The organism is Burkholderia sp. AU39826, assembly GCF_020419965.1.
GTDB classification, from domain to species: Bacteria; Pseudomonadota; Gammaproteobacteria; order Burkholderiales; family Burkholderiaceae; genus Burkholderia; species Burkholderia semiarida.
The window spans coordinates 14,164-37,346 of sequence record NZ_JAIZQG010000028.1; the positions used below are offsets into that span (position 1 = coordinate 14,164).

The following is a 23,183-nucleotide window of genomic DNA, read 5'->3' on the forward strand; positions in this document are numbered from 1 at the left end:
CCGATGAAGCGATCGTGGCGCGGCGCGCTGTCGTGCGTCGTGCTGGCGGGCGGTGCCGCGTCGCACGCGGGTACCGCCGTCGGCGCCGAAGCCGAGGCGGCGTCGGCCGGCGCGGCCGCGTCGCCGGCTGCCGCCGCCGCGTCGTGCACCGCGAAACGCCCGACGGTGCTGTTCAACCGCTGGCAGGAAGACTGGTCGGCGCTCGCGAATCCGTGCGTGCCGCGCAAGCCGTTCGACGCGCTGAAATACGTGCCGCTCGGCGACGACCCGTCGACCTATCTGTCGCTCGGCGCGAACCTGCGCGAGCGCTTCGAGCTGAACAACGCGCCGCTGTTCGGCCTCGGCGCCGCGCACGACGACAACTACGTGATCCAGCGCGCGAACGTGCATGCGGACCTGCGCTATCGCGGGCACCTGCAGGCGTTCGTGCAGTTCGTCGATGCGCGGCCGTTCGGCAAGGATACGGTCGGCCCGGTCGAAAAGGACCAGCTCGACCTCCAGCAGGCGTTCGTCGCGTACGTCGATCAACTCGGGCCCGGCACGTTCAAGACGCGGATCGGCCGGCAGGAGATGGCGTTCGACTTGCAGCGCTTCGTGTCGGTGCGCGACGGCCCGAACGTGCGCCAGGCATACGACGGACTGTGGACCGATTACGAAATCGGCAAATGGCGCGTGATCGGCTATGTGACGCGTCCGGTGCAGTATCGCAACGCGGCCGCGTTCGACGACGTGTCGAACCGGCACCTGCGATTCGACGGCGTGCGCGTCGAGCGCACGGGCACGGGGCCCGGCGATCTGTCCGCGTACTGGTCGCGCTACACGCGCGACAACGCGCGCTATCCGGATGCATCCGGCACCGAGCGGCGCGACGTGTTCGACATGCGCTACGCGGGCAAGACCGACGGGTTCGACTGGGACGTCGAGGCGATGCTGCAGACGGGCCACGTCGGGCAGGACACGATCGGCGCGTGGGCGTTCGGCGCGCTGGGCGGCTACACGTTCGCGAAGACGGCCGGCACGCCGCGCGTCGGCATCCAGGTCGACGGCGCATCGGGCGACGCGCATCCGGGCGACCGGCGCGTCGGCACGTTCAACCCGATGTTTCCGAACGGCTATTACTTCACGCTCGCCGGGTATACCGGATACAGCAACCTGATCCACGTGAAGCCGTCGCTGACCTTCAAGCCGGCGAGCTCGGTGACGGTGCTCACCGCCGTCGGCTTCCAGTGGCGGCAGACGACGGCCGACGCGATCTACGGGCAGGGGATGTCGGCGGTGCCGGGCACGGCGGGCAAGGGCGGCGCGTGGACGGGGATGTACGCGCAGGCGCGCGTCGACTGGCTCGTGAACGCGAACGTCGCGCTCGCGCTCGAAGCCGTGCACTTCCAGCTCGGCTCGTCGATTCGCGCGCTCGGCGCGCGCAATGCCGACTATGTCGGGATGGAAGCGAAGTTCGGCTGGTGACGCGCCGCGCCGGGCTCTCGCGTATCAGGGCTGCGCGCGGGCGAGCGATTCGACGAAATCGATGAACGCGGTCACGCGCTTCGAGCCGCGCTGGTTCGGCAGGTACAGCGCGGTGATCACCGCGCGCGCCGAGCCCGGCGTCACGTCGTATTGATCGAACAGCCGCTGCAGGCGGCCGGCTTCGATATCCGCCTCGACCAGCCAGTCGGGCAGCAGCGCGATGCCGGCGCCGTCGAGCGCGGCCTCGCGCAGCACCTCGCTGTGATTCGATTTCAGCCGCCCGGTGACGACGACCTGCGTCGTGCGTGGCGCGCCGGCGAACGTCCACGCCTGCTGGTCGACGCCGAAATGAAAGCGCAGGCACGCGTGATCGACGAGTTCGCCGGGCGTCGCCGGCGAGCCGTGCGCATCGAGGTAGCCGCGGCTCGCGACCACGTAGCGCCGGAACGTGCCGAGCGGACGCGCGACGACGTCCGCGGTCGGGGCCGCGTCGCCGAGCCGGATCGCGACGTCGATCCGCGCGGACACGAGATCGACGCGTTCGTCGGTCAGTTGCAGATCGAGGTCGAGCTTCGGATGGCGCGCGACGAACGCGGCGACGTGCGGCGCGATGCGGCGCAGCCCGTAGGCGACCGGGACCGATACGCGCAGCGGGCCGGACGGCGCGTCGCCGCGGTCGGCCACCAGCGCGTCGGCATCGGCGAGCTCGCCGAGCACGCGTTTCGCCCGCGCATAGTAGACGGCGCCCGCGTCGGACAGCGTGACTTGCCGCGTCGTGCGGTTCAGCAGCACGGTGCCGAGCGACGCCTCCAGCGCGTCCACCGCGCGCACGACCGACGAAGCGGCGAGATCGAGCCGGCGCCCCGCGCTCGAGAAGCCGCCGGCTTCCGCGACTTCGACGAACGCGCGCAGCGCGGAGAATTTGTCCATGAGATCGTCCTTGGGCGGGTGGCAACGTCGCGTTGCATGCGGTTCGCATTCTAGCGCCGGGCGGTGCGGCGGCCGGATCGCGTGCGGCGTGTCTTCAGGACAATTCAGGCGTCGCTCAGGATTTTCGCCGCGGCGGCCGATAAGCTGCGCGACATCGCGTGTTGCGCTGGCTGTTCCGTTCGTGACGGGCCACGCGCACGATTCGTCACGGAGATCCGATGAAGAACCTGTTTCGGCACGCGTGCGTCGCGCAGGCGGCCCGGTGGTTGATCGTGGCCGGGTGCGCGGGCCTGTTGGCGCCCGCCGCGCATGCGCAGGCCGGTGTGCGGGCCGATGCGGCGTCCGGCGTGCAGCCCGACGCGCCGGTGACCGCCGCGGGCCGGCAGCCGCCCGGCTTCTATCGGCTGAAGATCGGCGACTTCACGGTGATCGCGCTGTCCGACGGCACGCATCCGTTTCCGGTCGACACGGTGTTTCGCGACATCTCGAAGGACGAGATCCGGCGCGACCTCGACCGCGCATTCCTGGAGCCGCCCGTGCAAGGGTCGATCAACGCGTTCCTCGTCGATACCGGATCGAAGCGGATCCTCGTCGACGCGGGCGCCGGCACGCTGTACGGCGACTGCTGCGGCAAGCTGCTCGACGACCTGCGCGCGGCCGGCTACGCGCCCGCGCAGATCGACGAAGTGCTGCTCACGCACCTGCACAAGGACCATGTCGGCGGCATTGCGTCGAATGGCGCGATGACGTTTCCGAATGCCGTCGTGCGGGTGAACGCCGTCGAGGCCGCATACTGGCTCGATCCGGCGAACAAGGCGCACGCGCCGGCGTTTCTCGCGTCGTTCTTCGATGCGGCCGCCGCGGCGGTCGCGCCGTACGTCGCGGCCGGCCGCTTCAAGACGTTTCGCGGCGACGCGACGCTCGCCCCCGGCATTCGCGCGGTGCCGATGCCCGGCCATACGCCGGGCCATACGGCTTACCTGATCGAGAGCGGCCGCGCGGGCCTGCTCGCGTGGGGCGACATCGTGCACGTGGCGGCGATCCAGTTGCGCGACGTCGACGCGACGGTCCAGTACGACAGCGATGCCGAGGCCGCCCGCCGCACGCGGCGGGATACGCTGAAGCGCGTCGCCGAGCGGCGCTATCTCGTCGGGGCCGCGCATATCGCGTTTCCCGGGCTCGGCCACCTGCGCCGGGACGGTGCGCAATACGACTGGGTGCCGGTCAACTACGACGCGACGCCGGTGCGGTGACGTCCCGGCGTGCGCCATGCCGCCGGTCAGCGCGCCCGTGCGCGCCGCCACGCGCCGGGCGGGTGCCCGACGATCCGCGCGAATACGCGGTTCAGGTGGCTCTGGTCGGCGAAGCCGCACGCGACCGCGATGTCGGCCAGCGTCATGTCGGACGTCTCGATCAGCTCGCGCGCGCGCATCACGCGCTGTTCGAGCAGCCACTGGTGCGGCGTGCGGCCGGTGGTGCGCGAGAACGCGCGGATGAAATAGCCGCGCGACAGGTCGCATTCGTTCGCGACTTCCTCGATCGACACGCCGAGGTCCGCCTTTTCCATCAACAGCTCCTTGGCGAGCGCCACCTTCGCGGGAGACAGCGCGCCCTTGTGCTCGAGTTCGCGCGCGCGCACGTTGCCGTAGCGGCGCACGAGATGCGTGCCCATCGCGAGCCCGACCTGCTCGATGAACAGCGCGTTCAGCGGGCCGGGCGCGTCGAGGCTGTCGGCCACCGCGTGCGCGAGATGCCCGAGCACCGGGTCGCGCGCATCGACGCGGCACGTGAGGCCGTCGACCGGGCTGCCGCCGTGTTCGGGGCCGATGCGCGCCAGATACGGGTGCGGCAGCTCGACCAGCACGAAGTCGAAATTGCCGTACAGGTCCGCGTGGAAATGGCGCGAGAAGTCGCGAATGTAGATCGAGTGATGCTGGAACCGGCGCTCGCTCGCGCCGGCGCGCCCATAGAGCGTGCGGCGGTGGCCGCCGTTCAGCGACACGCCGACCAGGAAGCCGCGGTCGCACGCGGGCATGTCGATTCGCTCGACGTGCGCTTCGCGCATGCATTTGCGGTGGAGCTTCAGGCCGCCGGATGCCGTCTCGACATCCTTCGCCAGCAGGCTCGACACGCACCCGAGCGTGTCTTTCGGCCGTGGCGGAGGCGATGCCGTCGGGGCTGCGATGACGGAGTCTGACATGGAATTCCCCAGCGAGGGACTCGGAGCGTGAAATGACGAGTCCAGTTTAGATGCGCGCGAGAACGTTCAAAATGAATTTGCATAAACGTCCGCTCTTCATCCTGACAAATTGCTTTCAATGCGTGCGCGCGGTGAGTGCGTGCCCCGGCGCGACGCCTGCGCGAGCGGCCCGGCAGAGTATAGCGCCCCACTTTTACACGCAAGCGATCGTGCCGGTCGCGCGTGCGCGGCATGCGCGGCATGCGCGGACAGCGCATTTTCCTTCAAGATTTTCACGGCATGCCCCTCTACACTCGACCCGTATTTCGACATTTATCGTCCGGCGCGGCAGCACGCCGGACTTGGACTCTCCGCCGGGCGAACTGCCGCGTTCACCCGGCGCTCATCCCGAGGTACCCGGAGGCGGCCATGGTCCAGATCGGAACTTTGTCGGTGGATTTCGAGCAGCGGGACATTCGCCGTCACGGCGCGTCGCTGCGCATCGGCGCGCGCGCGCTCGACATTCTCGAGGTCCTGCACCGCGCGAGCGGTTCGGTCGTGTCGAAAGACGACATCATGGATGCGGTCTGGCCGGGCCTGATCGTCGAGGAAAACCGGCTGCAGGTGCATGTGGCGACGCTGCGCAAGGCGCTCGGCGCGAGCCGCGATCTGATCAAGACGGTGCCCGGGCGCGGCTATCTGCTGGTCGCGAGCCCGTCGCCCGGCCCGGACCTCGTGCCCGCGGCCGACGCGCCGGCCGTCGCGGCGCCGCCCGACGCCCCCGCGTCGTCGCTGCTCGCACCGCTCGTCGGGCGCGACGCCGAAATCGCGCAGATCGTCGACATGCTCGAGCGCACGCCGGTCGTCACGCTCGTCGGCGCGGGCGGCATCGGCAAGACGAGTCTTGCCGTACGCGTCGCGCACGGCGTGCGCAGCCGCTCGCGCGAGCGCGTGCTGTTCGTCGAGCTGGCGCGCGCGTCGACGCGCGACGACATGCTGATCGCGCTGGCCGCCGAGCTCGGCCTCGACACGCAGGGCGTGCCGGCCATCGAGCGCATCGGCGACGCGTTCGCGACGTCGCGCTGCCTGCTCGTGCTCGACAACGCGGAGCACATCGTCGATCTGGTGGCGAGCCTCGTCGAAACGCTGACGTCGCGCGCGGGCTCGCCGCGCGTGCTCGTGACGAGCCGCGAGCCGCTGCACATCTCGGCCGAAGCGGTGCTGCGGATGAGCCCGCTCGCGGTGCCGGACGGCGGCGCGTCCGTCCCGGAAATGGCCCGCTGTTCGGCCGTCGAGCTGTTCCTGGAGCGCGTGCGCACGGCCGCGCCGGATTGCCCGGTCGACGAAGCCGGCGTGCGGGTGATCGCGGACATCTGCCGGCGCCTCGACGGGCTGCCGCTCGCGATCGAGCTGGCCGCGGCGCGCGTGGCGACGCTCGGGCTCGCGGTCGTCGCGTCGCGTCTCGACGACCGGCTGAACCTGCTGACGGGCGGGCTGCGCTCGGCGCTGCCGCGTCATCAGACGCTGCGGGCGACGTTCGACTGGAGCTACGTGCTGCTCGATCCGGCCGCGCGCGCGCTGTTTCGCCGGATGGGATGCTTCATCGGGCCGTTTTCGTTCGATGCCGCGCGCGCGGTCGCGACCGAGCCCGGCACGTCGGCCGCGGACATGATCGCGGTGCTCGGCGAGCTGGTGGCGAAATCGCTGGTGACCGTCGAGTTCCATGGCGCGTATGCGCGCTACCGGCTGACCGAATCGACGCGCGCGTACGCGCTCGAAAAACTGCACAACGAAGGCGAATTCGAACGCATCGTCGCGCGCCACGCGGCGTACGAGCGCGAGCATGCGCCCGCGCGTCCCGCGACGCTCGCCGACGCGCTGCCCGCGGATGCACCCGCGCCGGCCGCGGACGAACCGGCGGAGGCCGCCGTGGCCGCAGTCATGCCCGAGCCCGACCGGCTGGCGCGTGCGCTGCTCGAGCCGGCGCGGATGCGCGCGTGCACGGCGCGCGCGCGCCAGGTACTCGACGCACTCGACACGGGCGCCGCGGGCCCGGTCGACGCCGCGCGCGAGATGCGGCTGCGGGCGGCCTGCGCGTCGGCGCTGCTGCATACCGATGGCGATGCGCCGGCCGCCGCCGCGATGTGGAACCGCACGCTCGGTCTCGCCGCGCATATCGGCGACGATGCGTTCGACGCGCGCGCGCTGGTCGGGCTGTGGCATACGATGCTGACGCTGTCGGACATCCACGAATCGCTGCGCTACGCGACGCGCTTCGAGCGCGCGGCCGAGCGGCGCGGGGACCGGTCGCAGCGGTTGCTGGCGAACACGATGGTCGCGACGTCGCTGCATTACTTCGGCGAGCATGCACAGGCGCGCGAGCGGCTGGAAGCGGCGACGGCCGAACTCGCCGACGCGGACGAACCGGCGTGCGCGCAGGCCGCGCTCGGCGTCGACATGGCGACGCTGGGGCGCACGATGCTGATCCGGCTGCTCTGGATGCAAGGCGAGCCCGAGCATGCGATGCGCGTCGCCGCGCAGGCGGTCGACTGCGCGCGCCGCGGCCCGTCGGCGCTCACGCTGTGCATCGTGCTCGGTGCGGCCGCCGCCCCGATCGCACTGCGCTACGGCGATCACGACATCACCTCCGACTATCTCGCGACGCTGCGCGCGACCGCCGACGCGCACGGCTTCGACATCTGGCGCAGTCACGCGGAATGCCTGACCGGGCAGTTCGACATCCAGGCCGGCCATCCCGGCGCCGGCCTCGCCCGCCTCGAACCGGCGCTGCGGCGCGTCGAGGCGAGCGGTTTCCGGCGTCTGCTCGCGCCGTTGACCGTTGCGTACGCGGAGGGCCTCGTACGGACCGGTCGCGCGAACGAAGCGCGCTCCCGGCTCGATGCGACGCTCGCGCGCTGCCGCGCGCACGGCGAGCACCTGTTCGTCCCCGAATTGCTGCGGGTGAACGGCGTCGCGATGCTCGAACAGGCGCGCACCGTCGGCGCGGATCTCGCGGTGGCGTACGAGGCCGACGGCCATCGTCATCTGCAGATGGCGATCCAGACCGCGAACGCGCAGGGCGCCGCGATGTGGGCGCTGCGCAGTTCGCTCGATCTCGCCGATCACCTGATCGAGCGCGGGCACACCGCGCAGGCGTCGACGCTGGTCGCCGCGGGCGCGCGGCACTTCGATCCGGATTCGCGCGCCCACGACGTGCGCCGCCTGCTGCGCGTGCAGAACTTCGTCCGTCAAGAGGCGCCGCTCGCGCCGTGCCGGACGCGCGCGCGACGCGATGCCGCCGACGCGGCGCAGCAGGCGGCATAGCGATGCGCGAATCCGGTGCAGCAGCGCGCCCGCGCGATCGCGGCATGCGTGCCGACGCGCGCGGTGCGGCCGCTTGTCAGGCAGCGGCGCCAAGCAGCATGTCGCACGCAGGCGCGCACGGGAGGCCCGACGGTGCTTAGGGCGACGGAACCCGCGCGCTCGGCGGACCTCGTCGTCTTCAACGGCAAGATCGCGACCCAGGACGAACGACGCTCGTTCGTCCGCGCGCTCGCCGTGAAGGACGGGACCATCGTCGCGACCGGCGACGATCGCGACGTGCTGCGCCATGCGCGCGACGACACGACCCGTATCGATCTGAACGGCCGTACCGTGATTCCGGGCCTGATCGATGCGCACCTGCAGGCGATCCGCGGCGGGATGAACTTCAACCTCGAGGTGCGCTGGGACGGCGTGCCGTCGCTTGCCGACGCGCTCGAACTGCTGGGCCGGCAGGTGCGACGCACGCCCGCGCCGCAATGGGCGCGCGTGGCGGGCGGCTGGACGGCGCTGCAGTTCGCGGAAAAGCGCGGCCCGACGGTGGCCGAGCTCAACGCGATCGCGCCCGACACGCCCGTATTCATTCAGCATCTGGGCGACAGCGCGTGGCTGAATGCGGCCGCGCTGCGCGCGCTCGGCTACGGCCGCGACACGCCCGATCCGCCCGGCGGCGAACTGCGGCGCGACCGCCACGGGCGGCCGACCGGGCTGCTGCTCGCGCGTCGGGATCCGGCCGTGCTGTTCGCGGCGCTCGCCCGCGCGCCCATGCTCGATGCGGCCGACCGGGTCAACTCCACGCGGCAGTTCATGCGCGCGCTGAACCGCGTGGGCGTGACGAGCGCGATCGACGCCGGCGGCGACGGCCTCGCGTATCCGGACGACTATGCGGCGGTCGCGACGCTCGCGCGGCGCGGCGAACTGACGACGCGCATCGCCTATGCGCTGGGCGCGCGGCACGCCGGCCGCGAGCTCGACGATTTCGCGACATGGATCGCGCGGACGGCGCCCGGCGACGGCGACGCGTTCCTGCGCGTGAGCGGCGCGGGCGAGCGGCTGCTGTGCTCGGCGATCGATCTCGGGAATTTTCTCGAACCGCGTGTCGACCTGCCCGCGGCGGTCGACGCGGACCTGGCGGCCGTCGTCCGGCTGCTCGTGCGCCATCGCTGGCCGTTCCGGCTGCATGCGACCTACGACGAATCGATCGGCCGCTTCCTCGACGTGTTCGAAGCGGTGGATCGCGACACGCCGTTCGACGGGCTGCGCTGGTGCTTCGACCGCTGCGAGACGATCTCGGATGCCAATATCGCGCGTGTCGCGGCGCTGGGCGGCGGCATCACCGTGCAGCCGCGCATGGCGTTCCAGGGCGAAGCCTTCATCGCCCGCCACGGCGCGGCGGCGGCCACGCGCGCGCCGCCGATCCGCGCGATGCTCGCGGCCGGGCTGCCGGTCGGCGCGGGCTCCGGGGCGACGGCCGCGGCGAGCTACAACCCGTTCGTCGCGCTGTACTGGATGGTGTCGGGGCGCTCCGTCGGCGGCACCGCGCTGTATCCGGCGCGCAACCGGCTCGGCCGGATGGAGGCGCTGCGCCGCTATACGGTCGGCAGCGCATGGTTCTCCGCCGACGAGCACCGCAAGGGCGCGCTGGTGCCCGGCCGGTACGCCGACTTCGCGGTGCTGAGCGACGACTACTTCACGATCGACGCGCGGCGCATCCCCGCGTTGTCGTCGGTGCTGACGGTCGTCGACGGCAAGGTCGTGCACGCGGAGCAGGAATTCGCGCCGCTGGGGCCGCCGCCGCCGCCCGTCAGTCCCGCATGGTCGCCGGTCGCGGAAGGCGGCGTCGGCGGCGCGGCGCTCGCCCGTCCGCATGCATCGGCGGCGGGCGACGCATGCGCGGCGCCCGGCAGCGATGCGTGCCGGGCGCGCGGTCACGGCCGCCGTTTCGCGCGGCCGCGCTATCCGACGGCAAGTGCGGCCGCCGAGCGCTGCGAAGCCTTCGGCCGCTGCTGCGTCGCGTTTTGAGCGGCGCGTGCCGGTGTGCGACGCGCCGCGCACCGGGCGCCCCCGGGCATTGAACGATTTTCCGCCCCGTGCGCGGGGCATGAAGGAGACAGGATGAATGCTGCGCACCCGCGCGCACCGGCCATCGGCGACGAAGTGGCCGGCGTTCGCATTCCGCGCACGCCCGTTGCGCTCGATGCAGCCGACGCGGCCCGCGCGTCGTTGCCCGCCGTGCTGGTCGATCACGCGGCGCGCGTGTTCGTGTTCGCGTCGCTCGCCGCGCGGCGGGCAGGCGACGCATGCAACGCATGCGACGCCGACGCGCTGTACGTCGCCGCGATGTACGCGAACATGGGGTTGAGCCACGCGTATTGCCGCTCGACCGAGCGCTACGAGCTCGACGGCGCGGATGCCGCATGCGCGCTGCTGTTGCGCCATCGGCGCTCGCGGCGCGTGCGCGACGACGTGTGGCAGGCGATCGCGCTGCATACGACGCCCGGCGTGGCCGCCCGCGCGTCGCCGCTCGCGCGCGCGCTGGCGGCCGCCGTGTCGACCGACCTGATGGCGACCGACTTCGACGCATACACGCTCGACGAGCGTGACGCGTTGCTCGCCGCGTATCCGCGCGGCAGCGGTTTTCGCGAAACGTTCCTCGCGACGGTCGCGCGCGGCGTCGAACATCGGCCGCAATCGACGTTCGGCACGTGGAGCGCCGACGTGCTCGAACGCGCGGATCCGGATTTTCATCGGCCGAATTTCTGCGGGCGCGTGCTGGGCGCGCGGTGGAACGATACGTGACGGCGCCGCTCCGGCACGCGGCGGCCGGACGCGTTGCGGCACCGCGCCCGGCATGCCGGGCCCTGCGCGCCGCATGCGCGCATCATGCGTGCGACTGCGCGGTGTCGTGCCGCGCATAGTCGACGTAGCCGGCGCGGTCGCCGCCGTACCAGCCGATGGTCTTCGGCTCCGCGAGCGGTGCGCGGGCCGCGATGCGCTCCACGAGATCCGGGTTCGCGATGTACGCACGCGCAAACGCGACGAGATCGGCGTCGCCCGCGTCGATCAGCGCGTTCGCCGCGTCCGGTGAAATGCCGCCGTTGACGATCAGCGTGCCGCGGAACGACCGGCGCGCGTGCTCGACGATGCGCGGCAGATCGGGCTCGCCGCTCCAGCCGTTGGTATCGGCCGCGTGCAGATAGGCGACGCCCGCCGCGTCGAGCATCCGGCCGACGTAGGCGAGCGTCGCGTCCGGATCGGCGTCGCGCACGTTGTTGTATTTCGCGTACGGCGAAATGCGCACGCCGACGCGGTTCAACGGCATCACGCCGCCGACCGCGTCGACGATTTCCTCGAGAAAGCGCGCGCGGTTCGCGACCGAGCCGCCGTAGCGATCGTCGCGGCGGTTCAGCGTCGACGACAGGAACTGGTGCGGCAGGTAGCCGTTGGCCGCATGGATCTCGACACCGTCGAAGCCCGCGGCCATCGCGCGCGCGGCCGCCTGCCGGAATTCGTCGACGGTCGCGACGACTTCGTCGGTCGTCATCGCGCGCGACGGCGTCGCATGAATCTTCGTGTAGTAGCCGTTCTGCAACTGCGCCCACACTTGCAACTGTTCGAGGTCGTCGTTCACGCCGGACGGCGACAGCGGCGCGGCGCCGCCGAGCAGCGTCAGCGAGCTGACGCGGCCGCCGTGCCACAGCTGCGCGAAGATGCGCCCGCCGTTCGCGTGGACGGCGTCGGTGACGATTTTCCAGCCGGCGGCCTGTGCATCGTCGACGAGGCCGGGCGTCAGCTCGAACGCCGCGGAAGCCACGCTGACGTTGGTGGCCTCGGTCACGATCAGGCCGGCCGACGCGCGCTGCGCGTAGTACTCGGCCATCAGTTCGGTGGGCAGGCCGCGCGACGGCGCGCGCGAGCGCGTCATCGGCCCCATCACGACGCGGTTCGGCAGCGCGAGGCCGCGCAGATCGTAGGCACTGAGCAGGGAAGACATGATGGACTCCTGTGGTTCGACGTGGAGCGGGGCGGCGGCGCGCCCCGCGAACGGATCGATTCGATGGGTGAGGGCGGCTCAACCCGCGGCGTGACGTTGCGCGTGCGGCCGCCCGACGAGCAGGTAGTGGGCGAGCGCGACGATCGGGAACGCGCCGGCCGCCGCGGCGACGAGCGGCCAGCCGCCACGCTCGTACAGCGGGCTCGCGAGCGCGGAGCCGACGGCGCCGCCGACGAAGATGCTCGTCATGTACAGCGCGTTCAGCCGGTTGCGGCTCGCCGCGTGCAGTGCGTAGATCTCGCGCTGGCCGAGCACCATGTTCATCTGCACCGCGAAGTCGAGCACGATGCCGGTGACGACGAGCCCGTACAGGCCGGTGCCGTGCACGAACCCGACCGCATACGACAGCGCGCCGGCCACGAGCGCGATCAGCGTCGCGCGCACCGTATGGCCGGCATCCGCCAGACGCCCGGCTACCGGCGCCGACGTCGCGCCGATCGCACCGACCAGCGCGAACAGGCCGATCGCCGATTGCGACAGCCCGTAGTGACGCGTCAGTTCGACCGGCACGGCCGTCCAGAACAGGCTGAACGACGCGAACATCAGGCCCTGGTAGAACGCGCGGTGGCGCAGCACCGGCATCGTACGAACGAGGTGCAGCAGCGAGCCGATCAGCTCGAAATAGGTCGCGCGGTGATCGGGCTGGCGCGACGGAATCGTCAGCGCGAGCACGGCCGTGACGAGCGTCATCAGCACGGCCGCGGCCGCGAACACGAAGCGCCAGCCGAATGCGTCGGCCACCACGCTCGACAGCGGGCGGGCCAGCAGGATGCCGAGTAGCAGCCCGCTCATGATCGTGCCGACGATGCGGCCGCGCGAATGATCCGGCGCGAGGTGCGCGGCGAGCGGCACGAGAATCTGCACGGCCACCGAGCTGAACCCGATCAGCAGCGAAACCGCGAGAAAGAGCCCGGGCGTGCGCACGAGCGCCGCCGCCGCGAGGCTCGCGATCGACACGACGGCCGTCACGATCATCAGCTTGCGGTTTTCGAGCAGATCGCCGAGCGGCACGATGAAGAACAGGCCGAACGCATAGCCGATCTGCGTCAGCGACACGATCAGGCTCGCCGTGTCGCCGGACATGTGCAGGCTCGGCGCGATGAGCTCGGTGATCGGTTGCGCGTAGTACAGGTTCGCGACGATCGCGCCGCAACTGAAGGCGAACAGCAGGATCAGCCCCTGCGTGAGCTTGGCGCCGTGCGCGGGCGGCGCGAGCGGTGTTGAATCCGTTGACATGGTCGACTCCTGGAAAAGGGAAAGGCCGGCTACCGGAGCGTCGCGCCGGCATGGAGACCGGCCGGCCGCGATACGGTGCACCGCATTGCCGTCAATACTATTGATCAATCGATAAAGCCGGAAGCGGAACGCCGCGCAATCGAGCGTTGCGCGGCACGCAAAGGTACCGCGCCGGGCGGGTTCAGCCGCGTTTGCCCTGCAGCGTCGGAATCTGCTCGAACAGCCCCGCGAGCCAGTCGACGAACACCTTCAGCTTGACCGGAATGTGGCGATTGGGCGGATACAGCACCGAGATCGGCCGGGCCGGCGCGTTGAAATCGGTCAGCACCTCGCGCAGCCGGCCCGATTTCAGGTACGGCTCGACGAGGTACAGCGACGTCTTGATCAGCCCGATGCCGGCGACGCCGCACTCGATGTAGTTGTCCGCGTCGTTGACGGCCACCGTGCCGCACATCTGCACGATGCGCGGCTCGCCGTCGACCACGTAGTCCCACGCGCGCGGCCGCCCGGTATCGGCGGAGATGTGACTGACCGCGACGTGCCGCGCGAGATCGTCGACGGTCTCCGGCTCGCCGAACCGCGCGAAATACGCGGGCGAGCCGCACGTGCAGGTGGTCAGGCTGCCGATCCGCCGCGCGATCATCCCCGAATCGTCGAGCGCGCCGATGCGCACCACGCAGTCGACCCCTTCGCCGACGAGGTCGATCTGCCGGTCGGTCACGCCGAGTTCGAGCATGATGTCCGGATGGGCGTCGAGAAACGCCGGCAGCGCGGGCACCACGACCTGCTTCGCCATCGCCGGCGGCAGGTTCACCTTCAGCCGGCCGCGCGGCACGTTGCGCGCCTGCGAGACCGACGCCTCCATGTCGTCGATCTCGCGCAGCACCGCGACGGACCGTTCGTAGTAGGCCTGGCCGTCCTCGGTCAGCGAGATGCGGCGCGTGGTGCGGTTCAGCAGCCGGCAGCCGAGGTGCTGCTCGAGACCGCTCAGCAGCGCCGACACGCGCGGCGTGGTGAGGCCGGTCGTGTCGGACGCGCGCGTGAAGCTGCCGGTTTCGACGATGCGCGTGAATACGCGCATCGAAAGCAAGGTATCCATCGTCGGAAGTTCTCCAGCCTGTCGGCATGCGGCGCCGGTGCGTGCCGGCGCCGTCTGGTCGGATATCGGGTATCGCGTAGCGGGGGCGACCGGGCCGCTATGCGTCGATGCGCTTTCTCAGCGCGTCGCCGGCAAACGGCATTTCGCGCATGCGCTGGCCGGTCGCGTCGAAGATCGCGTTGGCCAGCGCGCCGGCGGTCGGCCCCATCGACGCCTCGGCCGCGCCGAGAAACGGCGCGCCGGGACGATTGATCAGATGAACCTTCACGCTTTGCGGCGCCGCCGAGAAACGCAGGATCGGATAGCTGCTCCAGTCGAAGCTGCGAATCCGTTCGGTGTCGTACTTCAGCGCCTCGTACAGCGTCCAGCTCGCGGCCTGCACGATGCCGCCCTCGATCTGGTTGCGGATCCCGTCCGGCGACACGACCTGGCCCGCGTCGACCGCCGCTTCCGCGCGCTCGAGCGTCACCTGGCCGGTTTCCGGCACGACCGACACCTCGACCGCGATCGCGACGTAGGCCATCAGGTTCTTGTACTTGCCGAACGCGAAGCCGACGCCGCGGTTGCGCGCACGCGGCGGCCGCGGCCAGCCGAAGTGCGTCGCGGCGAGCTTGATCACCTGCCGCGCGCGATGGTCGTCCATGTGGCGCAGCCGGAATTCGACCGGATCGACGCCGGCCGCATGCGCGAGCTCGTCCATGAAGCTTTCGATCGCCCAGACGTTGGTGTGCGCGCCGAGCGAGCGCATCGCGGAGGTCTGCAGCGGCATCGTCGGCGAGAAGTTGTTGACGATGTGCTGGTTCGGCAGCGCATACAGCGGAATCGCGTTGCGGTCGCCGCCGCCTTCCGGTTGCAGCATCGGCGTCGACGGCGCGGGCACGAACGGCGGCTCCAGCATGCGCGCCGGCAGCAGCCGGCCGGCGTTGACGATCCGCTCGTTGTGCGAGCTGCTCCACAACGCATAGTTCCAGTCGACGATGCGCCCGCTCGCGTCCAGCGATGCGCTGACCTCCGTCACCATCGCGGGCGTGAAGTGGTCCCACGTGTGTTCCTGTTCGCGCATCCATTGCACGCGAATCGGCTTGCCCGGCATCGCGGCGGCGATCAGCGCGGCGTGCGCGGCCGCGTCGTCCGCCGCATTGTGCCCGTAGCAGCCCGACCCCTCGGTGTGAATGCAGCGGATGCTCGTCTTCGGCATCGACAGCATCTCGGCGAGCGCGTCGCGCAGCGGGTAGACGCCCTGCGAGTGCGTCCACACCGTCATCATCCCGTTCTCGAGATGCGCGACCGAACACGACGGCCCGATCGACCCGTGCAGCAGGTAGTTCTTCAGGAACGTCGCATTGAGCGTCTTCACGGCCGGCGCGGTGGCCGCGTGCGTGTTCGCGATCTCGATGCGCTGTGTCGCGATCCGCTTCAGGTCCGCGTGCACGGTGCCGCGCTCGGGCAGCGTGCGGCCCGGCGACCAGCGGCAGCCGGCGGCGAGCGCGCGCTGCGCGACCACCGCCTGCCATTCGCCCTGCGCGACGACCGCGAGCATGCTGCCGTTGCGCACGATCCGCACGACGCCCGGCAGCTTCAGGATCGCGGCTTCGTCGAACGACAGCAGCTTCGCTTCATATACCGGCGGCATCACGACGCGCGCGTGCAGCATGCCGGGCAACTGCATGTCCTGCACGTAGCTGACGCCGCCCGTGACCTTGTTCGGGATGTCGACGCGCGGCAGCGACGTGCCGATCACGGCGAACGTCGCCGGGTTCTTCAGCGGCGACGTGGGCGTCGCATTGCGATGCAGGTCGACCGTGCGGATCGCGTCGCCGTAGGTCATCGTGCGTCCGTCGGGCGCCGTGATCACCGCGTCGGCGGTCGTCAGCACGCGCGGCTCGACGCCGAAGCGCTTCGCCGCGCCTTCCACCAGCAGCGCACGCACCTGCGCGGCCGCGTTCAGCAGCGCGGAGCCGCTGTCGGCCATCGTGTGGCTGCCGGCCGTCAGGCCCTCGTCGGGCGACGCGCCGGTGTCGGCTGTCAGGAACGTGATCAGCGACGGCTTCATGTCCAGTTCCTCGGCGGCCACCTGCAGCAGCGCCGTGCGCACGCCGGTGCCGAGCTCGACCTTGCCGGTAAACACGGTGACCTTGCCGTCGGGCGCGATCTTGATCCACGCGTCGAGCAGCGGATTGGTCTTCAGGCTGCCGGCGAGCGCCTGCGTGGCTTTCGCCACGTGCACGGCCGCGCCTTCGTCGGCGATCACCAGCTGCGCGGCCGCGCGCGACGCGGGCGCGAGACTGAACGCGACGAACAGCGCGCCGGAGACGATGAAGTGCCGGCGGCCTTCGTCGATGTCGTCGTGGGAATTCATTACAGCCCCTTGCTGATCGTGACGGGAGCGGAAGCGGGTTCGGGGGCCGGCAGCCCCGCGACCGAGCGCACCGCCGCGAGAATCCGCATGTGCGTGCCGCAGCGGCACAGGTTCGGTTCCATGTGCGTGCGCAGTTCCTGTTCGGTCGGTTTCGGGTTGCGTTCGAGCAGCGCCTGCGCGCGCATGATCATCCCGGCGATGCAGTAGCCGCACTGCGCGGCCTGGTGCTCGATGAACGCGCGTTGCAGCGGGCCCGGACGCTCGGCGGTGCCGAGGCTCTCGATGGTACGCACGCTGCGCGAACCGACCGCGGCCACCGGCATCAGGCACGAGAACGTCGGCTTGCCGTCGACGATCACGGTGCACGCGCCGCACTGCCCGAGGCCGCAGCCGAACTTCGCGCCGTGCAGGTGCAGGTCGTTGCGCAGCGCGTACAGCAGCGGCGTGGACGGGTCGATGTCCAGCGTGTGGCGCACGCCGTTGACGGTGAGGGTGATCATCGTGCGGTGTCCTCTTTTCTGAGCTTCGCGGCCATCGCGTCGACGCCCGACCACGCGGGGCGGTCGGTATAGGTTTCTCGCACGTACGCGGCGAGATCGGCGATCTGCGCGTCGTCGTACTGGTCGATGAACGACGGCATGTAGTTGAGCGTATCCTCGCCGTGCCAGCCGATGCCGTTGAACATCATCTGGATCGCGTTGCGCGGCGTGTCTGCGTTGACCGCCGTGCTGAACGCGAGCGTTGGCCGTTCGCCGATCGACTGCATCGGCGCCGCCGGCCCGTGGCACTGCGCGCACGATGCCTGGAACAGCACCGCGCCGCGCTGCGCGGCCGGCGTCGTCGCGACGCGTTCGACCGGATGCGCGGCCGCGGCCGCACGTGCGTTCGCCGGTTTCTGGATCGACAGGATGTACGCGGCGATCGCCTCGACGTCCTCCACCGGCACCGTCGCGAGGTCGCGCGTGACAGGCAGCATCGGCCCGGCCGCCGCGCCGTGCTCGCTCGCGCGGCCGGTGCGCAGGTAGGTGACGAGCTGCGCCTGCGTCCACGGCCGCGCGGCATCGCCGAGCGCATTGAGCGGCGGCGCTTCCCAGCCGTCGACGATGCCGCCGTCGAACGCGCGGCCGCGCTGCTCGCCGCCGATCGCGTTCAGCGGCGAATGGCACGATGCGCAGTGGCCGAGCCCGTCGACGAGCATCCTGCCGCGGTTCCATTGCGCGGACTGCGCAGGGTCGGGTTGATATGCGCCTTCGTGCAGGAACAGCACGTTCCAGAACGCCACCAGCGGCCGGAAGTTCAGCGGGAATATCAGGTCGTTGGCGGGCGCCGTCGCGCGCACCGGCTCGCGGGTCATCAGGTACGCATACGCGGCGGCGATGTCGTCGTCGGACATCCGCGTGAAATGGATGTACGGAAACGCCGGATAGAGCGGCTGGCCGTTGCGTCCGATGCCGGTGCGCAGCGCGCGGGCGAACGCGTCGCGCGACCAGCGGCCGATCCCCGTTTCGGCATCCGGCGTGATGTTGGTCGCGTAGATCGTGCCGAACGGCGTCGCGAGCGGCAGCCCGCCCGCGAACGGCTTGCCGTCCTTCGCGGTGTGGCACACGACGCAGTCGCCGAGCGCGACGACGCGCGCGCCGGCGCGCACGAGTTGCGGATCGAACGAAGCGGGGGCGGGCGGATCGATCGGCGCGATCGACGGCCGCACCATGATGCCGATCGCGATCGCCAGGCCGGCGACCGCGATGCCGGCCGCGCCGAACCAGAGTCGTTTGTGCTTCATGCGCGCTCCGCGCGAAGCGGTACGCCGCACGTCGCGCGCGGCGTGCCCGGGCCGTCGTGCGGCGGCCGGCCGGGCCGCGAACGCGTTGCGGCGAGGCGGTAATTGGCAACTGGATTCACGTCGTCACTCCATCAGTCGAAAAGGCGCGCGGGCTGGCCAGCGCGGTCGCTCTTGCAGCCAGTCTACGCAGACGCCCGCATCATTTCCTGAAGTCCGGCTGAAACGTTCTGAACGGCGGGCTGGGCCGGTTCGGCGACATCCGGCACGCGCGCGCCAGCTAGATCCGCAGCAGCCGGCCCGCATTGCCGCCGAGCACCATCGCGCGCTGGTCGTCGGGCAGGTCCAGCCGATCGAGAAAACGCACCGGTTGCGCGTAGCCCATGTCGAAGCAATAGTCGCTGCCGAGCACCAGCCGGTCGATGCCGACGTTCTCGATCAGGAAGCTCAGCACCGGCCCCGAGTGGGACACCGTGTCGTAGCTGAAGCGCCGCAGATAGCTGCTCGGCTTGTGCGCGAGCCGGCGCGTTTCCGGCCGGACGGTCCAGCCGGCGTCCAGCCGGCCGACGAGGATCGGCAGCGCGCCGCCCGCATGCGGCAGCGTGACATGCAGCGCCGGATGGCGGTCGAGCACGCCGCCGAGGATCAGGTGCGAGGCCGCGATGGCCGTATCGAACGGATTGCCGAGCAGGTTGCTCAGGTAGAAATCGCCGAGGCGCGCGCCGCCGACGGTTTGCTGTGGATGCAGGAACACCGGCAGCCCGAGCTGTTCGATGCGCGCGAACACCGGCGCGAACCGCGGATCGTCGAGGTCGCGGTTGTCGATGTTCGTGCCCATGTACACGCCGCGCACGCCCGGCAGCGTCGACGCGCGCTCGAGCTCGTCGATCGCGTCGGTCGCGTCGAGCATCGGCAGCGTCGCGAGTACGACGAAGCGCGCCGGATGCTGCTGGTGCACGCGCGACGCGGCCGTATTCCATGCGCGCGCCAGTTTCGCGTTGAACGGCCGGTCGCCCCAGTACGCCATCGGCACGCTCAGCGACAGCGCCTGCACGTCGACGCCCGACGCGTCCATGTCCGCGAGCCGCGCATCGACGTCGATGAATTTCATCGGCAGCGGCCCGAGGCCGCCGGCCGGCGTGCGGAACGTGAACGTCGTGCCGTCGCACGCGAATGCGCCGCCGAAGCGCTGGCCTTCGCCGCCGACGAGGTCGCAGAAGCTTTCCGGGTAGTAATGCGCGTGGATGTCGATCGCGCGCGGACGCCGGCCAGCCAGCGTGGCCGAAGCGGCCGACGCGGGCGACACGGGCGACGCGGGCGCCGGTTGCGCCGCCGCGGCGGGGCGTCCGGCAACGGCCGCGCCGGCAAGCGCGGCGAACGCGCCGAGCATGCGGCGGCGCCCGGCGGACAGACAGCAGGGGCAGGTCATCGAATCGTCTCCAGGTCGGGATTGTCGTGTTGCCGCGCGCCGTGGCGCGGCAGGGTGCCGAGTTCGCATGCGACGAGCTGCGCGTCGAACCGCGCGCGTTCGCGTCGCGCGCGGGCCGACCCGTCGGTGGCCGATACCGCGACGATCGCGATGAACGCGGCGGCCATCGAGAACAGCGCCGGATATTCGTACGGGTAGGGCGCGTGCGCATGGCCGAGCACCTGGACCCAGACGGTCGGGCTCAGCACGGTAAGCGTGACCGCCGTGACGAGGCCGATCGTGCCGCCGGCCACCGCGCCGCGCGTCGTCAGGCCGCGCCAGTAGATCGAGAGCAGCAGCACCGGAAAATTCGAGCTGGCGGCGATCGAGAACGTGAGGCTGACGATGAACGCGATGTTCTGCTTCTCGAATGCGATGCCCAGCACGATCGCGAGCACGCCGAGCACCAGCGTCGTCGCGCGTGCGACGCGCATTTCGTCGCGGTCGGTCGCCCGGCCGCGGCGCAGCACGTTCGCATAGAGGTCGTGCGAGATCGCGGACGAGCCGGCGAGCGTCAGCCCGGCGACCACGGCGAGAATCGTCGAAAACGCGACCGCGCAGATGAAGCCGAGGAAAAAGTTGCCGCCGACCGCATGCGCGAGATGGATCGCCACCATGTTCGCGCCGCCCGCGACCGCACCGGACGCATCGTGATACCGCGGGTCCGCCGCGACGAGCGCGATCGTGCCGAAGCCGATCACGATGATCAGCGCATAGCCGGCCCCGACGATGCCCGTCGCATGGAGGATGCTCTTGCGCGCCGCGCCGACGTCGCCGACCGTGAAGAAGCGCATCAGGATGTGCGGCAGGCCGGCCGTGCCGAAGATCAGCGCGAGGCCGAGCGATACCGCGGACACCGGATCGGACACGAGGCCGCCCGGCCGCATGATGGCCGCGTGCTTCGGATGGACGCGCAACGCCTGCGCGAACAGCGCGTCGAGGCTGAAGCCGAAGCGGCTCAGCACCATGAACGCCATGAAGGCCGCGCCGGCGAGCAACAGCACGGCCTTGACGATCTGGATCCACGTGGTGGCGAGCATGCCGCCGAAGAATACGTAGACGACCATCAGCACGCCGACGATCACCACCGCGACCGTGTAGTCGAGCCCGAACAGCAGCTCGACGAGCTTGCCGGCGCCGACCATCTGCGACACGAGATACAGCAGGACGATCACGATCGAGCTCGACGCGGCGAACGCACGGATCGGCCGTTGCTGCAGCCGATACGACACGACGTCGGCGAGCGTGTACTTGCCGAGATTGCGCAACGGCTCCGCGATCAGGAACAGGATGATCGGCCAGCTCGCGAGAAAGCCGACCGAATAGATCAGCCCGTCGTAACCGCTCGTGAACACGAGCGCCGAGATGCCGAGCAGCGACGCGGCCGACATGTAGTCGCCGGCGATCGCCCAGCCGTTCTGCAGCGCGGTGATGCGCCCGCCGGCCGCGTAATGATCGGCGACGCTGCGGTTCTGCCGGGCGGCCCAGCGCGTGATGACGAGCGTCGACGCGACGAACAGCACGAACATGCCGATGGCGACCGGATTGTGCGGATGCGCGAGCGCGGCGGGGCCGGCCGCGAACGCCGGCGCCGCGGCGACCGCGGCCGCGGTGACGAGGATGGCGACGGTGCGTTTCATTGGCCGCCTCCGTCGCGGATCGACGCGACGAGCGCGTCGTGCACCGCATTCGCACGCCACACGTACAGCGCGACGAGTGCGAACGTCGCGACGAACATGCCGAAACCGACCGGGATACCCCACGTGGTCGGGCGGCCCGCCACGATCGGCCGGCCGAGCCATGCCGGCGAGAACGCCAGCGACAGGATGAATGCGAAGTAAAGCGCGAGCATGACCGCGGTCAGCGACCACGCGAATCGCCTCCTTCGCGTGATGAGATGGCGGAAGCGGGCATCGCGCGGCAGCGGATGCGTGGCCGCGGCGGGCAGGTCCGGATCGGGTGCGGGGCCGGCGGCAGCCGGAATCGAGCGGTTCACGGTGTCTCCTTGTCGGTATCGGATAGGGCGCGATGCGGCGGGCGCGACACGTCGTGCATGCGCCCGTCGATGGTCAGAGCGACGGCGGCACGGCCGTTTCGCGCATCACGACTTCCGCGGTGCGGTAACGCTCGGCCATCTCGCGTTCGGTGTCGTTCTTCAGTTGCGCCTGCATGTATGCGCCGAGATGGCGCGCGTGTTCGACGATCGCGGCGCCGAACGCGGTGCGCGTGTCGCTGTACGCGTGCAGTGCGTCGAGCGGATCGGCATGCGCGGCCAGCGCGCCGACGAGCGCCAGCGCGTCGCCCGCGGCCTTCGTGACGCCCATTCCGCAATGCGGCCGCGCGACGAATGCGGCATCGCCGAGCAGCGCGATGCGGCCGAACGCCATGCGCGGCACCTCGAGATCGTAGATCGGCTGGAACAGCGGCTGCGCGGCGCGCGACACGACTTCCGCGAACTGCGGCGCGAGCAATGCATGCGCGGCGTCTTCCATGTCGGCGAGCACGTCGCGGCGGATCAGCGTCGGCGGAATGCCGGCCGCCCACAGCTTGCCCGTCGCGTCGGTGAGCAGGTTCGGCAGGTCGGTGTCCTCGCGGGTCGCGCGATACCACACGAAGTTGTAGCGGCGCTCGCCGGGCTGCGTGCTGTTGTGCTGACCGGCGACCGGGTAGCCGAGGATCTGCTCGTGCGGCGGCAGGCCGAACGCGAACTTGTCGAACAGCGCCGCATGCGTGCGCCCGGACAGTTCGCGTTCGTCGACGAGGCCGCGCCACGCGACATAGCCCGCGTACTGCAGGCGCGCGTCCGGCAGCAACCGTTCGCGGATCGCCGAACGGAAGCCGTCGGCCGCGACGACGAGGTCGGCATGCACGACCGACCCGTCGGCCAGCGTGAGCGTCGCGCGCTCGGGCCCGTCCGCGACGTCGGCGACGACGGCCCCCGCGTGATGGTGCTGGTCGGGCAGCGCGGCGCGCAACACGTGGTACATCTTGCTCCATGCGGTCAGCGTCTGCGGCTGTGGCCGCTCGGCGGCGAGCGTACCGTCCTGCGCCAGCGTGATGCGCGATTCGACGTTCACGCCGATCGATGCGTCGATGCGCACGCCGGCCGCGCGCAGCACGTCGAACAGCTCCGGATGCGTGACGATGCCGGCGCCGCGGCCGGACAGCGCGTCGGGCACGCGCTCGAACACGTCCACGTCCCAGCCGTGGCGCAGCAGCAGGTTCGCGGCGAACAGCCCGCCCAGCGAGCCGCCGACGATGGCGGCCTTGCGATGCGTCGAAGTGGTGCGCAT

17 protein-coding genes are annotated in these 23,183 nt (G+C 70.8%); 5 read left to right on the forward strand and 12 right to left on the reverse strand.

Annotation, left to right across the window (positions count from 1 at the left end):
- The first annotated feature begins 3 nt into the window (after nt 1-3).
- A complete protein-coding gene (locus LGM42_RS29900; protein WP_226234144.1) occupies nt 4-1,464 on the forward strand; it encodes an alginate export family protein in 1,461 nt (486 codons plus the stop codon).
- 24 nt (nt 1,465-1,488) lie between these two features.
- On the opposite strand, the gene LGM42_RS29905 is transcribed toward LGM42_RS29900, so the two are convergent.
- Nucleotides 1,489-2,394, reverse strand: a complete 906-nt coding sequence (locus LGM42_RS29905) for a LysR family transcriptional regulator (RefSeq protein WP_060310519.1) — start codon at nt 2,392-2,394, stop codon at nt 1,489-1,491.
- A 218-nt stretch (nt 2,395-2,612) separates the two neighbouring features.
- Here LGM42_RS29905 and LGM42_RS29910 point away from each other — a divergent pair, with 218 nt between their 5' ends.
- Nucleotides 2,613-3,647: an MBL fold metallo-hydrolase gene (locus LGM42_RS29910; protein ID WP_226234145.1), complete on the forward strand. Its 1,035-nt coding sequence runs from the start codon at nt 2,613-2,615 to the stop codon at nt 3,645-3,647.
- Between the two features lie 26 nt (nt 3,648-3,673).
- Here LGM42_RS29910 and LGM42_RS29915 read toward each other — a convergent pair whose 3' ends face one another.
- Nucleotides 3,674-4,594 carry a helix-turn-helix domain-containing protein gene (locus LGM42_RS29915; RefSeq protein WP_059574821.1) on the reverse strand — a complete coding sequence of 307 codons (921 nt, stop codon included), beginning with the start codon at nt 4,592-4,594 and terminating at the stop codon, nt 3,674-3,676.
- Nucleotides 4,595-5,002: 408 nt separating this feature from the next.
- On the opposite strand from LGM42_RS29915, the gene LGM42_RS29920 reads away from it, so the two are divergent.
- From LGM42_RS29920 to LGM42_RS29930, 3 genes are all read left to right on the forward strand, one after another.
- A complete protein-coding gene (locus LGM42_RS29920) occupies nt 5,003-7,897 on the forward strand; it encodes an ATP-binding protein (protein ID WP_226234146.1) in 2,895 nt (964 codons plus the stop codon).
- A 132-nt stretch (nt 7,898-8,029) separates the two neighbouring features.
- Complete coding sequence (locus LGM42_RS29925; protein ID WP_226234147.1) at nt 8,030-9,916, forward strand: amidohydrolase; 1,887 nt, start codon at nt 8,030-8,032, stop codon at nt 9,914-9,916.
- A gap of 93 nt (nt 9,917-10,009) precedes the next feature.
- Nucleotides 10,010-10,693, forward strand: coding sequence for a hypothetical protein (locus tag LGM42_RS29930; RefSeq protein WP_059574825.1), 684 nt, complete (start codon nt 10,010-10,012; stop codon nt 10,691-10,693).
- 82 nt (nt 10,694-10,775) lie between these two features.
- Here the strand turns inward: LGM42_RS29930 and LGM42_RS29935 are convergent, their stop codons facing one another.
- The 10 genes from LGM42_RS29935 to LGM42_RS29980 all read right to left on the reverse strand — a co-directional run bounded on the left by LGM42_RS29935 (nt 10,776) and on the right by LGM42_RS29980 (nt 23,183).
- Nucleotides 10,776-11,888 carry an alkene reductase gene (locus tag LGM42_RS29935; RefSeq protein ID WP_226234148.1) on the reverse strand — a complete coding sequence of 371 codons (1,113 nt, stop codon included), beginning with the start codon at nt 11,886-11,888 and terminating at the stop codon, nt 10,776-10,778.
- 78 nt (nt 11,889-11,966) lie between these two features.
- Nucleotides 11,967-13,184: an MFS transporter gene (locus LGM42_RS29940; protein WP_060310515.1), complete on the reverse strand. Its 1,218-nt coding sequence runs from the start codon at nt 13,182-13,184 to the stop codon at nt 11,967-11,969.
- Between the two features lie 181 nt (nt 13,185-13,365).
- On the reverse strand, nt 13,366-14,283 hold the full coding sequence (locus tag LGM42_RS29945) for a LysR family transcriptional regulator (RefSeq protein ID WP_059640765.1): 918 nt from the start codon (nt 14,281-14,283) through the stop codon (nt 13,366-13,368).
- 97 nt (nt 14,284-14,380) lie between these two features.
- Nucleotides 14,381-16,642: a xanthine dehydrogenase family protein molybdopterin-binding subunit gene (locus LGM42_RS29950; protein WP_226234149.1), complete on the reverse strand. Its 2,262-nt coding sequence runs from the start codon at nt 16,640-16,642 to the stop codon at nt 14,381-14,383.
- Entirely contained in the window at nt 16,642-17,142 is a 501-nt protein-coding gene (locus LGM42_RS29955) for a (2Fe-2S)-binding protein (protein ID WP_060310513.1), read from the reverse strand. Before LGM42_RS29955 ends, LGM42_RS29950 begins: the two co-directional genes overlap by 1 nt.
- Nucleotides 17,139-18,425, reverse strand: a complete 1,287-nt coding sequence (locus LGM42_RS29960; protein WP_226234150.1) for a cytochrome c — start codon at nt 18,423-18,425, stop codon at nt 17,139-17,141. Before LGM42_RS29960 ends, LGM42_RS29955 begins: the two co-directional genes overlap by 4 nt.
- Nucleotides 18,426-18,702: 277 nt before the next feature.
- The gene (locus LGM42_RS29965) at nt 18,703-19,851 is read right to left on the reverse strand and encodes an amidohydrolase family protein (RefSeq protein ID WP_226234151.1); all 1,149 of its coding nucleotides are present in this window, start codon (nt 19,849-19,851) and stop codon (nt 18,703-18,705) included.
- Nucleotides 19,848-21,530 (reverse strand): cation/acetate symporter ActP, encoded by a 1,683-nt coding sequence (actP, locus tag LGM42_RS29970; protein WP_226234152.1) that lies wholly within the window; start codon nt 21,528-21,530, stop codon nt 19,848-19,850. Before actP ends, LGM42_RS29965 begins: the two co-directional genes overlap by 4 nt.
- Nucleotides 21,527-21,886 (reverse strand): DUF485 domain-containing protein, encoded by a 360-nt coding sequence (locus LGM42_RS29975; protein WP_226234153.1) that lies wholly within the window; start codon nt 21,884-21,886, stop codon nt 21,527-21,529. Before LGM42_RS29975 ends, actP begins: the two co-directional genes overlap by 4 nt.
- A gap of 73 nt (nt 21,887-21,959) precedes the next feature.
- Complete coding sequence (locus tag LGM42_RS29980; RefSeq protein WP_226234154.1) at nt 21,960-23,183, reverse strand: FAD binding domain-containing protein; 1,224 nt, start codon at nt 23,181-23,183, stop codon at nt 21,960-21,962.

Bases quoted from the DNA above. Each gene is read 5' to 3' on its own strand.
- LGM42_RS29965 (WP_226234151.1), bottom strand. From the start codon at position 19,851: ATGACCTGCCCCTGCTGTCTGTCCGCCGGGCGCCGCCGCATGCTCGGC.
- LGM42_RS29910 (WP_226234145.1), top strand. From the start codon at position 2,613: ATGAAGAACCTGTTTCGGCACGCGTGCGTCGCGCAGGCGGCCCGGTGG.
- LGM42_RS29960 (WP_226234150.1), bottom strand. From the start codon at position 18,425: ATGAAGCACAAACGACTCTGGTTCGGCGCGGCCGGCATCGCGGTCGCC.
- LGM42_RS29980 (WP_226234154.1), bottom strand. From the start codon at position 23,183: ATGCGCACCACTTCGACGCATCGCAAGGCCGCCATCGTCGGCGGCTCG.
- LGM42_RS29930 (WP_059574825.1), top strand. From the start codon at position 10,010: ATGAATGCTGCGCACCCGCGCGCACCGGCCATCGGCGACGAAGTGGCC.
- LGM42_RS29940 (WP_060310515.1), bottom strand. From the start codon at position 13,184: ATGTCAACGGATTCAACACCGCTCGCGCCGCCCGCGCACGGCGCCAAG.
- actP (WP_226234152.1), bottom strand. From the start codon at position 21,530: ATGAAACGCACCGTCGCCATCCTCGTCACCGCGGCCGCGGTCGCCGCG.
- LGM42_RS29920 (WP_226234146.1), top strand. From the start codon at position 5,003: ATGGTCCAGATCGGAACTTTGTCGGTGGATTTCGAGCAGCGGGACATT.
- LGM42_RS29955 (WP_060310513.1), bottom strand. From the start codon at position 17,142: ATGATCACCCTCACCGTCAACGGCGTGCGCCACACGCTGGACATCGAC.
- LGM42_RS29950 (WP_226234149.1), bottom strand. From the start codon at position 16,642: ATGAATTCCCACGACGACATCGACGAAGGCCGCCGGCACTTCATCGTC.
- LGM42_RS29900 (WP_226234144.1), top strand. From the start codon at position 4: ATGAAGCGATCGTGGCGCGGCGCGCTGTCGTGCGTCGTGCTGGCGGGC.
- LGM42_RS29915 (WP_059574821.1), bottom strand. From the start codon at position 4,594: ATGTCAGACTCCGTCATCGCAGCCCCGACGGCATCGCCTCCGCCACGG.
- LGM42_RS29945 (WP_059640765.1), bottom strand. From the start codon at position 14,283: ATGGATACCTTGCTTTCGATGCGCGTATTCACGCGCATCGTCGAAACC.
- LGM42_RS29905 (WP_060310519.1), bottom strand. From the start codon at position 2,394: ATGGACAAATTCTCCGCGCTGCGCGCGTTCGTCGAAGTCGCGGAAGCC.
- LGM42_RS29935 (WP_226234148.1), bottom strand. From the start codon at position 11,888: ATGTCTTCCCTGCTCAGTGCCTACGATCTGCGCGGCCTCGCGCTGCCG.